The sequence below is a fragment of the Longispora albida DSM 44784 genome, assembly GCF_000379825.1.
Lineage (GTDB): Bacteria > Actinomycetota > Actinomycetes > Mycobacteriales > Micromonosporaceae > Longispora > Longispora albida.
Map to the genome: position 1 here is coordinate 29419 of NZ_KB903822.1, position 13434 is coordinate 42852.

The following is a 13434-nucleotide window of genomic DNA, read 5'->3' on the forward strand; positions in this document are numbered from 1 at the left end:
ACGATCACCGCGCTCGCAGCTCGTGGATCAGCCGGGAAAGGCCGCCGATGTCCGTAACCCTGTTCACTCTCGGCGGCACGATCTCGATGGCCGGCCAGTCAGAGGCCGGGGGCGTCGTCGCCCGGCTCACCGGGGCCGACCTGACCCGGGCCGTGCCGGGGCTCGACGCCAGCGAGATCGAGATCCGGGACACCCAGAAGGTACCGAGCGCCAATCTCACCTTCGCCCAGGTGCTCGACGTGGTCGCCGAGGCCGGCGAGGCGGTCAAGGCCGGTGCCGAGGGCGTGGTCGTCACGCAGGGCACCGACACCCTGGAGGAGTCCGCGTACCTGGCGGACCTGGTCTGGCCGCACAGCGCCCCGCTGGTGTTCACCGGCGCGATGCGCAACCCGACGCTGGCCGGCCCCGACGGGCCGGCGAACCTGCTGGCCGCCATCCGGGTCGCCTCAGCTCCCGCGGCCCGCGACCTGGGCGCGCTCGTCGCCTTCAACGACGAGGTGCACGCCGCGCGCTGGGTCCGCAAGACGCACGCCACGAGCACCGCGACCTTCGGCTCCCCGGTGACCGGCCCGATCGGCTACTTCGCCGAGGGCGAGGCCCGGCTGCTGACCCGGCCGCTGCGGCACCTGCCGCTGAGCGCGCCGTCCCCGGAGGCCCTGGCCGCGACCCGCGTGCCGGTACACCAGCTCGTGTTCGACGACGAGAGCCCACTCCCGGCCGGGGTCGCTGGCCTCGTGATGTCCGCGTTCGGCGTGGGCCACGTCCCGGCCCGCCTCGTACCGGAGCTGGCCGGCCTGGCGTCGGCTGTCCCGGTCGTCCTCTGCTCGCGTACCGGTGCCGGGCCGGTGCTCACCAGCACCTACGGCGGGCCGGGGTCCGAGCAGGACCTGCTGGAGAAGGGCCTGATCAACGCGGGGCTGCTGCACCCGTACAAGGCCCGGATCCTGCTCCGGCTGCTGCTGGCGAACGGCGCTTCCCGGACCGCGATCCGGGAAGCGTTCGCACAGCACGGATAGGGAAACGAACGGAGAATCAGGCGGCAGGCGGGCGACCGGCGTCGCCGTGGATCACCCGGTCGGGCGTGCCGTCCTGGTCCGCGTCGATGATCGTGAGGTCGACGGCCCCGTCGTAGTCGCGGTCGAACTGGTAGAGGTCGGCCTTCCCGTCGCCGTCCGTGTCGGACACCCACACGTCGGGGCGTCCGTCTTTGTTGGTGTCCCCGGTCATCAGGTCGATGCGTTCCGTCATGCCGTCCAGGGTGCCACCGCGATGGCTCGCGGTGGGGGCAACACTCCGCCGGTGGTGACTATGAGTAGCCGGAGATACATGGACAGTAGTGGAAATTTTTTGGCGCACTGGGCGTAATCCGCGGGCCGCCACGACGACGTAGGGTCAACGACCGTACGAGCTGGAGGTAGCAGGATGCAGACCGATGCGTCGCTGGCCACCGCCGCGACCTTCGGGGACCGTGGCGCATTCGGAGAGATCTACGACCGTTACTCTCCGGGGTTGCTTGGCTTCGTCACGCGCCTGACCGGTGATCGCCACCTCGCCGAGGACATCGTCCAGGACTGTTTCCTGACCGCGTGGAAGGACCTCGCAGAGCTGCGTGATCCCGCCTCGGTCCGGTCCTGGCTGTTCGGCATCGCGTACCGCAAGGCGATGGACACCTACCGCCGGCCGGGTGCCGTGCTGCTGGCCGATCTCCCCGAGGTCGCCGACGAGACCCCCGGCGCCAACCCTGGCGCGTCCGCCGAGCAGCGCGAGGCCGCGAGCCTGGTCTGGACGGCGGCCCACGGCCTCGAACCACGCCAGCGCGCCGTCCTCGAGATGTCCGTCCGGTGGGAGCTGAACAGCGCCGAGATCGCCGAGGTGCTCGGAGTGGGCCGGGCGCACGCCTCCGTCCTCGTGCACCGCAGCCGCTCGGCACTGGGCAACGCTGTCCGGGTGCTGCTGGTCGCCCGGCAGCGCGGCAAGTGCGCCGGCCTGGACGAGCTGGTCGGCCCGGTCAAGCCGGCCCTCACCGCCCGCCAGCGGTCCAGTGTGGACCACCACATCCGGCGCTGCCCGTCCTGCCGCAGGCTCGGGGCCAGCGTGAGCCTGATGTCCGTTCTCGGCGCGCTGTACGCCGCCGCAGACAAGTCCCTGCCGCCGCTCCAGCCGACCGGCGTCGTGCTGCCGGACACGCCAGCGCTCCGCCACGCCAAACCCGCGGCGAAGAAGGGCCTGGTCGCCGCAGCTGCCGCCCTCACGGTGCTGCTGGCTGCCGGTGGCGCCGGCTGGTACCTGCTGAAGCCCGCGCCCCAGCCTGCCGAGCCCGGCCTAGCCGCCCCGCCCCCGGCCGCGGCGGTGAACCCGGCTCCCGCTCCGGTACCGGAGTCAGCCTCCCAGCCGCCAGCCCCGCCCAGCGCGCAGCCCACCCCGGACACCGCGATCTCCAACGCCCCGCCGAAGCCCACCCCGACCCCGTCGAAGACAACCACCTCCGCAGCTCCCGTACCCACGGCGGGCACCCCGGAGATGCAGGTCCTCGCCATCACCAACCAGCGCCGGGCCGAGGCGGGCTGCGGTCCGCTGCACTGGGACGACAAGCTGGCCAAGGCCGCAGCCGGCCACAGCACCGACATGGCCAACCGCGGCTACTTCGACCACAACACCCCCGAAGGCGTGACACCCTGGGACCGCGCGAAGGCCGCCGGCTACATGGAACCAGCAGCCGAGAACATCGCGGCGGGCAACGCGAGCGCCGAAGCGACGATGAAGCAGTGGATGAACTCCCCCGGCCACAAAGCCAACATCCTCAACTGCTCCTTCAAAGCCCTCGGCGTCGGCCGCGCAACAGGCGGCCCCTACCGCTACTACTGGACCCAGGTCTTCGGCTACAAGTAACCAGAATGGGCTCTGACGGCGAGGTGCAGGACCTAGCCTTGGAGGATCGGCGGCGCGCTGGACTGGGTAGGCCCTACCTGCCGCTCTCACTGCCCAGGGGTCGTCCCGCACGCTAGCGCCGCCCGACGCTCCCAGCCGGTGACGTGACCACATAGCTCAGCCCCCGTGGCGACCTGGACGACAGGCGGCCCCGGGGGCTTCTTGGTGCGCGCCGGTGGGGTGCTGGTCGCCGGAGGTCTGATCGTCTTGGTACCTAGGGGCAGATGGGGACGTCTTGCGGCGGTTGAGGACGTCCCTGGTTGGGCTGCCGTTGGTGCGTGCGGCTTTGATGAGCCATAGCCTCCAGTCGTGAGCGATTTCATCACTGAAGCCCGCGAGCTAGCTGAGACACAGCTAGCAGCGGCGTTGCCTCGGCGCTGGACCCATGTCCAGGCGGTAGCCGCGAAGGCTGCATGGGTCTCCACCTCGCTGCCTGCCGAAGACGGCGCTGTCCTCATCGCGGCTGCGTGGCTTCACGACATTGGCTATGGACCGAACATCGCCCAAACCGGGTTTCATCCTCTTGATGGCGGACGATGGTTGCGACAGCGATCGGTGGACGATCGTGTAGTCCGGCTCGTCGCTCATCACTCGTGCGCCTGGTGTGAAGCTGAGGAGCGAGGCCTCGGTGTAGAGCTGGCTTCTGAGTTTGACCGTGAGCAGTCTGAGACAGCGGATGCGCTCTGGTACTGCGACATGACCACTGGACCAGACGGACAGGATGTCGGCGTCAAGGCGCGCTTGACAGAGATCCGCTCACGGTACGGCCCTGACCATGTGGTGACCCGGTTCATCAACCGGGCCGAGCCTGAGCTCGTGGGGGCCGTCCGTCGTGTCGAGGCGCGGCTAACCGATGTAGGGCTTGGCTCGCTTCTCGTACCCGTGGTCGATGCGTAGCCGCATGGACGGGTGGATGTCGAGCTGATCCAGGTCGCCCTGCGCCACCCACCGGACCTCGGTGGACTCACTGCTAGGCGTCAGCTCACCCCCGATGGGCTGGGCTCTGAACAGGATCGAGAACTGCTGGCGTACCTCGCCGTCGCTGTACTCGACCAGGTGGTTCGGGTTCGTGTAGACGCCGATGATGTCGGTGACCTCGACGTCGATTCCCGACTCTTCCTTGGTCTCACGTACTGCCGTGTGGGAGATGTACTCGCCGAAGTCCTGGGCTCCGCCTGGTACGGCCCATAGTCCGTTGTCGCTGCGACGGATCAGCAGGACGCGACCTTGGTCGTCCTCGACGAACACCGTCACCGCCGACACGATGCTGTTCGGCCGCGGCGCGTCTGGGTTGTTGAAGTGCTCTATCCGTGCCACACGGTAACTGTGTCACGTTCCTCGTCCATCCACACGCTTGCCGACCGGGATCGCACTCGATCGAAGCTCTGCGAGTAGGTGTCGAACAGGGTTCCGCCCGAGAGCTGGCGTAGGTGCATTACTGGGGCGTGGGCGGCCGGGAACCCGAAGGCGTGAGTGTTCACGAGCATCTGATCGTCGTACCAGTAGATCGAGTTGTACAGCGTCGTGTCGTGGAACATGACCTTGATGTTCGGGACCCCGCGTAGCTGCTGGTAGAACGACAGCACGTTTCGCACCTTGGCTGCCATCGCGTCACCGATCCCCTCATCAGCTCCGCGAAGGGCGACGGCGGGGCTGTCCGGGTATCCAAGAAGAATCACGACCTCTGCGCCAGCCTCAGCCTTTCGCCTCAACGTCTCGATCATGGCGGGGTCCTGCTCCGGCAGGAACAACCCGGCATACGCGAGGACGCCAATGAATCGTTCCGCCCTATCCAGCAGGTCGAGCCACAGCGCCGGAGGCACTGACGTGCGGCGGGGGTACATCGTCACTACCTCGGACTGGGACGCCAGCGTCTTCCGGTCTTCCGACAGAGCGTCGGGCCAGAGGTAGTTCTCTGACGCACCCAGGAGGGCAGCGATGCGTGCACGGTGCCGCTGGTACGGCGTGCGGCCCTTGGTGATCCAGCGCTCGACAGTCTTGGCGTCTACTTGGAGATCGCCGGCAATCATCGCCGGGGTCTTGCCTGACTTCATGATCGCGTCGCGCAGTCGCTCGTTCGCCATCGGTCACCACCTGGGGACGAATATGGACTTCTCGCCGGACGTCCTCAAGGTACTGCGGACGTCCCTAGAGGTCCACAGTGGCGGTCTACGTGTCCTGCCGAATCCGATGTCATTGATTTGCCCCTGACACAGCACGAGGAAACCGGCGACCCGGAGGCATCGGATCATGAAGCTGCACTCAGACACGTCGAACGTCGTTCTCTCAGTCGATGCCTTCGCGCAGCTGATCCTAGAGGAGCCAGCAACCTCATGATCGGCCTGTCGATCAAGGTCATCTGCTCCACAGTAAACGGTTGCCGTGACGAACTGGGGCAGTTGAAAACCCGCATTCAGTGGCACGAGGTGAAGGGCCATCCCCACCAGCCGTGCGCGGTTTACATCGGCCTGTACCACCGCTTGCAGGAGTCTCAGCCGCTGTAGCCCTCGCGTTTACGTCGCTCGCTTTGTGTTGTATCGGGGCTGGGCTCATCGTCCTGTAGTCACGAACCGTCAGGGAACCACGCTGCGATCAACAACCACCACCCAAATGCCTTCGACTCACAGGAGGTAGCCACATGGCCGATATTGGGACCGCGCTACGCCAGATCAGTAACATGGCCGAGAACGTGGACGGCTTCACTTCGACGGCGAAACTCGCGCACAACATCCTGACCGAGGTTGCAGGCTCGCTGAGCAATCTCGGTGTCTCCGACCGGGCCAGCATGGCGTACATGGCTGCGGAGAAGATCAACGCGGCGATCAGTGCCGCCGCCAGCGTCAAGGAGCAGTTGGAAGAGTCATTGTCCTTGGCGAAGGCCGCCGCCGGCGAGGGCGGCGGCATTTTCTGAGGGACGGCACCGGCCGCCGAAGCCAGACGCCCGGCGGGGCCGGTCTCGCCGAGACCTCCCTCACCGCCTCCGCCGCCCGATAGCACCAAGGCCGCTGAGATTCCGCCCTACACTCGCTGGACCAAGGCTCAAGGCAAGCTCTGGTCCGCAGACGGCAGGGCCTTGACGGACGTATACCGGGCCGGGAACGGTCCAGCCTCAGACGGAACGGGAATTCGGGAGCCATGGCTATCTGATTCCACGATGACGTGGCACGTAGAAGGCCACGCAGCAGCAGTCATGCGGCGCGACCGAATCCGCGGTGCGCATCTGTACATCAACGCCAAGCCTTGCTTGGGTGACAACGGGTGCGATGAGAACATCGAGTCTGTGCTACCAGCCGGCTACTCGCTGATCGTGTACTGCGTCGAAAAGGGCTGCACCACCACGAGGGTGTACGAAGGAACCGGAGAAGGGCTAGATCCATGACCAGCGATTACGACCCCGCCCAGTATCCGCTTGAGGCGTCCCCGGAGGTCGTGGCCGACCTGATGCACCGGCGTGGCATCAGCACGCGGGCCTTGACTGCGTACGCCCTTTCCATCGGCGCGCAGCCCCCGGACGACAGGGACCGGTGGAAACTGAGCTACGTCTCGTTCCCGGAGGAATCCGGCCGTGAGCCCGGCCTGTTCTGGCAGAACGGTTACGACGAGCAGGCCGCGTACCCTGCCGAGTACGAGCCACGCCTGCCAAGGACCTGACGCACACGGAGCGAAAGCACCGGGCGGCATGACCAACAGGCGAGTCGTAACGCCGTCGCGTCAGGAGCTCTACACCCAGCTGCCCTGGCCTGTGAAGAACTGCGCGATCGCCCGGGTTGTGTCCGCCGTCCAGGATCTTGATCAGGATCACCTCTTTGCCCCCCCCCGGCAGCTGACTGTGGTCCGCGTGACGGGGTGGCGGTAGGTGCTGGTCAGGTTGGTGCCGCACAGGTTCACGCGGCGCCAGCTGTCCACAGCGGGCTCGATGGACGGGCCGTTGATGTGGGCGACGCCCTCGCCTTCGCCGCCGGCGTACGGGACGTTGCGGTCGGCGGTGTCGTGGATGTGGAGGACGGACACGGGGGCCGGGGAGGCGCACGGTACGAGCATGGTGCCGGATACGGGGGCTATGGCGGCGAAGAGGGTGGTCTCGCAGGCCAGCCGGTAGGCCATCATCGCGCCGTTGGACATGCCGGTCGCGTACACCTTGGACGGGTCGATGCTGGTGTTCCGGCTGGCCTCGGCGACCACGGCGCTGAGGAACGCCACGTCGTCCACATCGGACCTGCCTAGCTCCCCGCAGCAGCCACCGCCGGCGTTCCAGGCGTGGTCGGCGCCGTCGGGGTACGCGTTGACGAAGCCGCCTCGTTCCAGCCGTACGCGCCTTCCGCCTGGGCCGTGCTGCCGAACCCACCGTGCAGGACGAGGACGAGGGGTACTGCGGGTGAGCGTTCCTCCGGTTCGTACAAGATGAAGGATCTGTTTTTGATCTTGATTTCGGTGCGGGTGCCGGGCGGCCCGGGCAGGCTGCGCCACGGGCCGCTCGTCATGCCGTGTGTCTAGTACACGTCGGGGGTGCGGTCAACGGCTCCCCACGGGCCCATGATCGCCAGGACGTAGCCGGGGCTGTAGATGTTGGCGAACAGGATGCGGGCGTCGCCGCTGAACACCGGGCCTGCGAACTCGCTGTCGTTCAGGTCGTTGCGGGCCATCGGGTAGGACTTGCCCTTGCGGTTGATGCCGACGAGGTGCGAGACGCCGTCGCCGTCCTCGGCCAGGATCACACCGCCGTACGGGGAGACCGTGATGTTGTCCGGGCCGTCCCAGTTGGTGCCCTCCTGCTCGGGGTTCGGGTTGACGCCGAAGATGGTCTTCAGGGTGACGGTCTGGGTGTCCGGGTTGAACAGCCAGACCTGGCCGTCGTGCTCGTTCGGGCTGCCGTCGGTCCTGCGGGCGAAGCTCGACACGAAGTACGCGCCGTTCTCGCCCCACCACGCGCCTTCGAGCTTGCGGGCCCTGGTGACCTGGTCGCTGGTGAACTGCTTGCGGACGGACGTGACCCGCGCGTCGCGGTCCGGCACGTCCACCCAGGTCACGGCGTAGGTGGTTCCGGGGACTGTGGCCTCTGCCAGGTTCACGACGTGCTTGCCGGTGCTGTCGGTGCACTTCATCGCCTGGAGCGTGCCCGCCGTGTCGCCGCCGGGGCTGGTGGCCAGGTCGCGGAGCTTGCCCTTGCCGCCGGCCCAGCCGGGCGGCGGCGTCCAGCGGTAGTAGCCGCCGTGCGGGTTGTTGGCGTCCTCGGTCTCGTAGACGCAGTGTGTCACCGGGTCCACGGCGACGGCCTCGTGCGCGAAGCGGCCGAGGAACTTCAGCGGGACGGGGTTGAGGTTGGCCGCGTTGTTCAGCGGGTCGACCTCGAAGACGTACCCGTGGTCCTTCTGGTAGACGGCGCCGGCCCTCTGCTCGGTCTCCTCGCAGGTCAGCCAGGTCTTCCACGGGGTGACCCCGCCCGCGCAGTTGAGCAGGGTGCCCGCCAGCGACACGTACTCCCGGATCCGGAGACCGCACCGGTCGGCTTCGAGGTTCGTGGTGCCGCCCGGGGCTGCCGGGTCGTAGGTCAGGCCCGGCAGCGCTGGCACCCGGTACGCGGGGTTGCCGCTCTGCTCGTGGTTGCACACCAGGGCCGTGCCGTCCGGGCCACGGAACCAGCCCATGCCGTCGATGCTGGCCGGGGTCGGCTCGCCGCTCTCCAGCCGGGTGACGCCGGCCTGCGCGACGATCTCGTAGCGGAAGCCGGGCGGGAGGGCGAGCAGGCCCCTGGGGTCGGCGACGAGTTCGCCATATGTGCCGTCCGGGCGCCAGGCCAGCGCGGCCTGCGGACCGGCCACGGCCTCGATGCTCCCGGCCATGACGATGCCAAGGCCGCCGGCGGCGGACGTGCGCAGCAGGGACCGGCGGGACAGAGGGGAAGTCACAACAGGACCTTTCCGGTTGAGCGGCAGCTTGCCAGCGCCGAGGCGAGTCACGGGCGAGTCTTCGCCTTGAACGGGCCGGAGCCTATCCGTCCCCTCAGGAGCCAGGCGAGAGCTCCCGTGCACGCCGCCCGGGTGCCGCACGGGACATCCGCACAGGTCAGGGAGTGTTTCCCCGTGCTCATCGCTGAAATTTCAGCCAGCAGGTACAACGTTCGCGGCTAGCCTCTCCTGGTGGAGCACAAGCCAATGGAAAACGAGCCGGCGGAAGACGCCCGCGATCTGGTCACCGAGCTGTTTCCCCAGGCGCGCTGGGCGCTGCTGACCGGGAGTGTCACGACGGCGCACCGCACGGCCGGGTCCGATCTCGATATCGTGGTCATGCTGCCGGACGGTGATCCGGCGGCTCCGCACCGGGATTCGCGGCACTATCGCGGCTGGCCGGCCGAGCTGTTCGTGCACGACGCCGCCTCGCTCGCGCACTACCTCGCGAAGGAGCTGCCTTCGCAACGGCCGGTCCTGCACCAGATGGTGGCGATGGGCGTGCCGCTGCTCGGCGATCCATCGTCCACTCAGGACGAATGCCGGGCAGTGCTGGACAAGGGTCCCGGGCTGCCGGGCGAGGCTGAACGCGACCGGGCGCGGTACATGCTCACGGACCAGATCGACGAACTGACGCACAACACCGACCCTGGCGAGCAGGCGGTCATCGCGGCGGTGGCGTGGCTGTACGCCGGGCAGCAGACGCTGGCGCTCGCGGGCCGGTGGGTCGCGCACGGCAAGTGGCTGATCCGCGACCTGCGTGCGTACGACCCGGACGTCGCCATCGAATGGCTTGCTGCGCAAGGAAATCCGGCCGCCATCATCGCCTACGTCGAGACGCTGCTCGTCCGGCACGGCGGTCCGCTGTTCGCGGGTTACACCGTGCCGGGCGAGCGCCCCAGTTCCTAGTACTCGGCCTTCACCGTGACGCCGGAGCAGGCCGTCGTCCCGTAGAGGCTGAGGTAGCGGTAGCCGGCCTGGGCGTTGGTGACGGTGATGGTCTCACCGTTGCCAGCGTTCGCCGACCGCGACGTGTAGCTGTTCGTGTAGGCCCAGCTGTTCGCGTTGTAGTACAGGTCGCAGTTGCCGGTGCCGCCGGAGGACGTGAAGCGGAGCGTGGTCACGCCGGCCGACAGGTAGATGTAGAAGTGGTCGTAGTTGCCGGCCGCGGTGCCCCGGTTGCTGCGCTGGCAGTTGCGGTCCAGCGTCCGCAGGTCCGGCCCGGTGCACTCCGGCAGTCCACCTGACGAGACTGCCACAGCCTGCGTGCTGCTGGCCGTCGCGCCCTTGTTGTCAGTGACAGTCAATTTCACTGTGTACGAGCCAGCACCCGCATAGGTTTTCACCGGGCTCGCCGCCGTCGAGGTGGTCCCGTCGCCAAAATCCCAGGACCGAGACGTGACGCTGCCATCGGGGTCGGTGGACCGATCCGTGAAGGTCGCGGTCAGCCCGCTCGTGGTGAAGGTGAAGCTGGACACCGGCGGCTGGTTGGACGGCGTGCCGCCGCCACACGAGCCCGCCGCGCACGCCGCGAGCCACGTACGCCAGTCGTTGTCGTAGCGCGTCCCGATCGTCGACTTGAGGTATGTCCGGGCGGCGTTCCAGTTGCCGGCACGGTAGTAGCCGAGCACCGTCGTCATGTCGGATCGGTGCGACTGGAGCATGTAGCGGACGGCCAGGTACCCCCAGCGGTAGATCCGGGTGCTGTCCGCGTTGTCGTACGTCGTGTCGAACAGGGTGCTCAGCGCGTACGTGCCCTTCCCGGCCTCGGTGATCGCGGCGGTGTAGGTGAGGTTCCGGTACGAGTACGAGATGTACTCCGCGAAGCCCTCCACCCACCAGATCGTCGGGGTCGTGATGTTGGCGCCGAAATCGCCGTGCATGTTGAACCGGCCGTCGAGGTAGTGCGTGTACTCGTGGTTCAGGTTCCAGATCTCGAAGGACGGGCGGGCCCACTCGGCCTCGTAGGCGATGAAGCGGGCCTGGTTGGCCGGGTCGGCGGGGTTGCCTTCGAGGTACATGCCGCCGTTGTTGGTGTTGATGCCGAACAGTGCTCCGGCGTAGGTCTGGTAGTCGCGTGACGAGTCGAAGACGACGACTTCGAGGTCGGTGTTGACATCGCCGGAGACGGGACCGGGGTCGGCCACGACGCTGTGGAAGTATGCGTCCTGGTTGAGCATGCTCGTGCATGCCGACGACAGGTCACCCGCCGTCATCTGCTGCGCGCGGATCCGCAGGGTCGACGCGCAGGTGTGGCTGACGGGGAGCACCGCAGCCGACAGCCGGGCCTGGAGGTTGCACGTGTCGAAGTACGCGCAGTTGGCCTTGTCGTAGTAGTCGGCCATCTCGGCCACGCCGACCCACAGCGCCGCCCGGGGGCCCGTCATCGCCGACTTGGTCAGCAGGTCACGCGCCAGCGGCCGGACCTTGGTGTGCATCGCGGAGTGCTGGAGGAAACGGCCCAGTTCCCGGCCGGCGTTCGCCGTCAGGTAGCCCCGGTCGCCGCCGAGCATGTCCAGGTGGGAGGTGGCGAAGGTGTGGAGGGTGTCCAGGAGGCTCTGGTCGGCCTGCACTGCGGACACGAACGCCGGTACCTGGTGGCCACGGAAGGTCACCGTGTAGGTGTTGTTGACGGCCGCGAGCATCCACCAGTACGCGTCGTAGGAACTGTTGTAGCTGGTCAGCATCCGCTTCACGACCCAGATGTACCGGGCGTTCTCCTCCGCCGAGTCGATCAGCGTGACCGCCTCGGCCAGGGTCTGCCCGTTGGCGTCGTTCACGTCGAAGGCGCGGCTGTTCCCGAAGAAACTGTCCAGCCCGGACCTGATCGCCGTCTGGAGCGCCGTGCCGTACGTGCCGACATCCGCCGGGTGGTACCAGTGCACGAAGTAGCCGGCGCGCAGGTAGAGCACGAGCTGCGCGGTACCGGTGCTGTTGTCCCCCGGGTACGAGATGCCGTTGTCCCGCAGCCCGTAGGCCACAGACGTCATCTGCGCTTCCCGGAAGGCGCCGTTCGCGTCCGAACCGGTCAGCTTGAAGAGCGTGTTGACGCAGTCCAGTGTGGAGGCTTTGATCTGCGCGACGAGCGCCCAGCCGGTCTTGCTGGTGAAGTCGCTGACGGTGCAGGCGGCTGCGGCCAGGCCCTGCGGCTGGGCTGGCGGCGCGGCGTCGTAGTCGCGGCGGGTCGCGTCGCTGGACGCGGGAAGCGGGGCGCGGTCCTTCATGGGCAGCGGCGACGTGCCCACGTGCTGCGGATCGCGGTCAGGGGCCACGACCGGCGTGCCCACGGCCGGCGAGGCCTGGGCCGGGGCTGCGGTGGCGGGAAGGGCTGGAGCGGCGAGCAGTCCCGCCGCGAGGCTGGCGACGACAAGGGACAACCGGGCGACAATGAGCCGCCCTTGAGGCATCGGTCTCACTGGGGTCTCCGAGAGGGGGTCGGCGATCCCCGGCCACAGTGGCCGGTGCCCAGAACCTAGGAGCCCGCACGCGTCCGGACAACAGCCGTTAGCCCGTCATTGACGCCCATCACTTCGAACGTTACCCGAACCCTAAAGGTCCCTCAGCAACCTAACCGCTAACCCAGTCTCGGGTGGGCCTCGGGATGCGCTGCCCACCACGGGCGGAACACCGGGCTCGCCAGGGCGTGCGTGGTGTAGGCGCGGGCCACCGCGTAGTACACCTCGGCGGCGACCTCCTCCGCGATCCGCGACCGGCGCCAGGCCATCACCAGCCGGAAGCGCAGCGGGTCGCCGGCCAGCCTGCGGATCACCATGCCCCGGCCGCCCAGCGACGTCGGCTCGACCAGCCGGACGGCCTGCCCGGTCTCGATCAGCGGGCCACCGCCCCCGCTCGGCGCGTCGAACCGTACCCTCGGCTCGAAGCCAGCCCGCCTGCACGCGTTCCGCAGCGCGGCGAGCGAGCCGTCGTCGGCGCCGGGCGGCGAGATCCACGACTCGCCCGCCAGGTCGGCGAGGTCGATCTCGGCGCGCTGGGCGAGCGGATGCTGGTCGGACAGCGCGATGAAGATCGGTACCCAGGGCACGAGCATCCGCTGACCCAGCTCCGGCGCGATGGAGATCTGCTGCTCGTCGGACAGCCCGATCACCGCCACGTCGAGCCGGTCGTGGGCCAGGCCCTGGGTGAGGTTGATCGACGAGGACTCGACCTGCATCGTGATCTCGGTGTCCGGCAGGGCGGCCGTCACGTTCTCCAGCATCGTCCCGCAGCAGTCCATGTGCGCGGAGCCGAGCCGGAGCCTGGCTGCCGGTGACTGCCCGCCGCCGGTAAGGTCGCCGATGAAACCGTCCAGTTCGGCCAGGACGAGCCGGGCGCGCTGGAGCGCACGCTCGCCGAGCGGCGTGGGCCGCACGCCGGAGCGGCTGCGGACGAACAGCTCGCCGCCGAGCGAGCGTTCGACCCGCTGGAGCAGGGCGGTGAGGGCTGGCTGCGACATGCCCAGCCGCACCGCGGCCCGGGAGACGCTGCCCGCCTCCGCGATGGCGCACAGCGCCCGCAGGTGCCGGACGTCGAGATCCATAACCAAAGGCTATACGCGCTGCTA

16 protein-coding genes are annotated in these 13434 nt (G+C 68.2%); 8 read left to right on the forward strand and 8 right to left on the reverse strand.

The window, feature by feature from the left end:
- Positions 1-47 precede the first annotated feature (47 nt).
- Entirely contained in the window at positions 48-1016 is a 969-nt protein-coding gene (locus A3G1_RS0113105; RefSeq protein WP_018349930.1) for an asparaginase, read from the forward strand.
- Positions 1017-1032: 16 nt separating this feature from the next.
- On the opposite strand, the gene A3G1_RS0113110 is transcribed toward A3G1_RS0113105, so the two are convergent.
- On the reverse strand, positions 1033-1248 hold the full coding sequence (locus A3G1_RS0113110; RefSeq protein ID WP_018349931.1) for a hypothetical protein: 216 nt from the start codon (positions 1246-1248) through the stop codon (positions 1033-1035).
- A 174-nt stretch (positions 1249-1422) separates the two neighbouring features.
- On the opposite strand from A3G1_RS0113110, the gene A3G1_RS0113115 reads away from it, so the two are divergent.
- Positions 1423-2889: a sigma-70 family RNA polymerase sigma factor gene (locus A3G1_RS0113115; RefSeq protein ID WP_018349932.1), complete on the forward strand. Its 1467-nt coding sequence runs from the start codon at positions 1423-1425 to the stop codon at positions 2887-2889.
- A 348-nt stretch (positions 2890-3237) separates the two neighbouring features.
- Positions 3238-3825, forward strand: a complete 588-nt coding sequence (locus tag A3G1_RS39595; protein WP_245563496.1) for an HD domain-containing protein — start codon at positions 3238-3240, stop codon at positions 3823-3825.
- On the opposite strand, the gene A3G1_RS0113120 is transcribed toward A3G1_RS39595, so the two are convergent.
- Positions 3775-4245, reverse strand: coding sequence for an NUDIX hydrolase (locus tag A3G1_RS0113120; protein ID WP_018349933.1), 471 nt, complete (start codon positions 4243-4245; stop codon positions 3775-3777). The two genes, A3G1_RS39595 and A3G1_RS0113120, sit on opposite strands and share 51 nt — an antisense overlap.
- Positions 4233-5012, reverse strand: a complete 780-nt coding sequence (locus tag A3G1_RS0113125; protein WP_018349934.1) for a helix-turn-helix transcriptional regulator — start codon at positions 5010-5012, stop codon at positions 4233-4235. Before A3G1_RS0113125 ends, A3G1_RS0113120 begins: the two co-directional genes overlap by 13 nt.
- A 249-nt stretch (positions 5013-5261) precedes the next feature.
- Between A3G1_RS0113125 and A3G1_RS41150 the strand changes: the two genes are divergently transcribed.
- The 4 genes from A3G1_RS41150 (at position 5262) to A3G1_RS34715 (ending at position 6579) form a co-directional block, all read left to right on the forward strand.
- Positions 5262-5432 carry a hypothetical protein gene (locus tag A3G1_RS41150; RefSeq protein ID WP_018349935.1) on the forward strand — a complete coding sequence of 57 codons (171 nt, stop codon included), beginning with the start codon at positions 5262-5264 and terminating at the stop codon, positions 5430-5432.
- A 134-nt stretch (positions 5433-5566) separates the two neighbouring features.
- Complete coding sequence (locus A3G1_RS0113135; RefSeq protein WP_018349936.1) at positions 5567-5839, forward strand: hypothetical protein; 273 nt, start codon at positions 5567-5569, stop codon at positions 5837-5839.
- Positions 5840-5938: 99 nt separating this feature from the next.
- Positions 5939-6307 carry a DddA-like double-stranded DNA deaminase toxin gene (locus A3G1_RS39600; protein ID WP_083936910.1) on the forward strand — a complete coding sequence of 123 codons (369 nt, stop codon included), beginning with the start codon at positions 5939-5941 and terminating at the stop codon, positions 6305-6307.
- Positions 6304-6579 (forward strand): hypothetical protein, encoded by a 276-nt coding sequence (locus tag A3G1_RS34715; protein ID WP_018349937.1) that lies wholly within the window; start codon positions 6304-6306, stop codon positions 6577-6579. The genes A3G1_RS39600 and A3G1_RS34715 overlap by 4 nt, the downstream gene beginning before the upstream one ends.
- A gap of 147 nt (positions 6580-6726) precedes the next feature.
- Here the strand turns inward: A3G1_RS34715 and A3G1_RS38530 are convergent, their stop codons facing one another.
- The 3 genes from A3G1_RS38530 to A3G1_RS0113150 are packed head-to-tail and all read right to left on the reverse strand — an operon-like array spanning position 6727 to position 8834.
- The gene (locus A3G1_RS38530) at positions 6727-7137 is read right to left on the reverse strand and encodes a CE1 family esterase (protein WP_051110523.1); all 411 of its coding nucleotides are present in this window, start codon (positions 7135-7137) and stop codon (positions 6727-6729) included.
- Between the two features lie 11 nt (positions 7138-7148).
- Positions 7149-7409, reverse strand: coding sequence for a hypothetical protein (locus A3G1_RS38535; protein WP_051110524.1), 261 nt, complete (start codon positions 7407-7409; stop codon positions 7149-7151).
- A gap of 9 nt (positions 7410-7418) precedes the next feature.
- Positions 7419-8834, reverse strand: a complete 1416-nt coding sequence (locus A3G1_RS0113150) for an alkaline phosphatase PhoX (protein ID WP_018349938.1) — start codon at positions 8832-8834, stop codon at positions 7419-7421.
- 231 nt (positions 8835-9065) lie between these two features.
- Here A3G1_RS0113150 and A3G1_RS0113155 point away from each other — a divergent pair, with 231 nt between their 5' ends.
- Positions 9066-9782: a nucleotidyltransferase domain-containing protein gene (locus tag A3G1_RS0113155; RefSeq protein ID WP_211216303.1), complete on the forward strand. Its 717-nt coding sequence runs from the start codon at positions 9066-9068 to the stop codon at positions 9780-9782.
- On the opposite strand, the gene A3G1_RS0113160 is transcribed toward A3G1_RS0113155, so the two are convergent.
- Positions 9779-12250 (reverse strand): collagenase, encoded by a 2472-nt coding sequence (locus A3G1_RS0113160; protein ID WP_018349940.1) that lies wholly within the window; start codon positions 12248-12250, stop codon positions 9779-9781. The genes A3G1_RS0113155 and A3G1_RS0113160 overlap by 4 nt on opposite strands.
- 197 nt (positions 12251-12447) lie before the next feature.
- Entirely contained in the window at positions 12448-13410 is a 963-nt protein-coding gene (locus tag A3G1_RS0113165; protein ID WP_018349941.1) for a LysR family transcriptional regulator, read from the reverse strand.
- Positions 13411-13434 lie beyond the last annotated feature (24 nt).

Bases quoted from the DNA above. Each gene is read 5' to 3' on its own strand.
- A3G1_RS0113105 (WP_018349930.1), top strand. From the start codon at position 48: ATGTCCGTAACCCTGTTCACTCTCGGCGGCACGATCTCGATGGCCGGC.
- A3G1_RS0113110 (WP_018349931.1), bottom strand. From the start codon at position 1,248: ATGACGGAACGCATCGACCTGATGACCGGGGACACCAACAAAGACGGA.
- A3G1_RS0113115 (WP_018349932.1), top strand. From the start codon at position 1,423: ATGCAGACCGATGCGTCGCTGGCCACCGCCGCGACCTTCGGGGACCGT.
- A3G1_RS0113125 (WP_018349934.1), bottom strand. From the start codon at position 5,012: ATGGCGAACGAGCGACTGCGCGACGCGATCATGAAGTCAGGCAAGACC.
- A3G1_RS41150 (WP_018349935.1), top strand. From the start codon at position 5,262: ATGATCGGCCTGTCGATCAAGGTCATCTGCTCCACAGTAAACGGTTGC.
- A3G1_RS0113135 (WP_018349936.1), top strand. From the start codon at position 5,567: ATGGCCGATATTGGGACCGCGCTACGCCAGATCAGTAACATGGCCGAG.
- A3G1_RS34715 (WP_018349937.1), top strand. From the start codon at position 6,304: ATGACCAGCGATTACGACCCCGCCCAGTATCCGCTTGAGGCGTCCCCG.
- A3G1_RS38535 (WP_051110524.1), bottom strand. From the start codon at position 7,409: ATGACGAGCGGCCCGTGGCGCAGCCTGCCCGGGCCGCCCGGCACCCGC.
- A3G1_RS0113165 (WP_018349941.1), bottom strand. From the start codon at position 13,410: ATGGATCTCGACGTCCGGCACCTGCGGGCGCTGTGCGCCATCGCGGAG.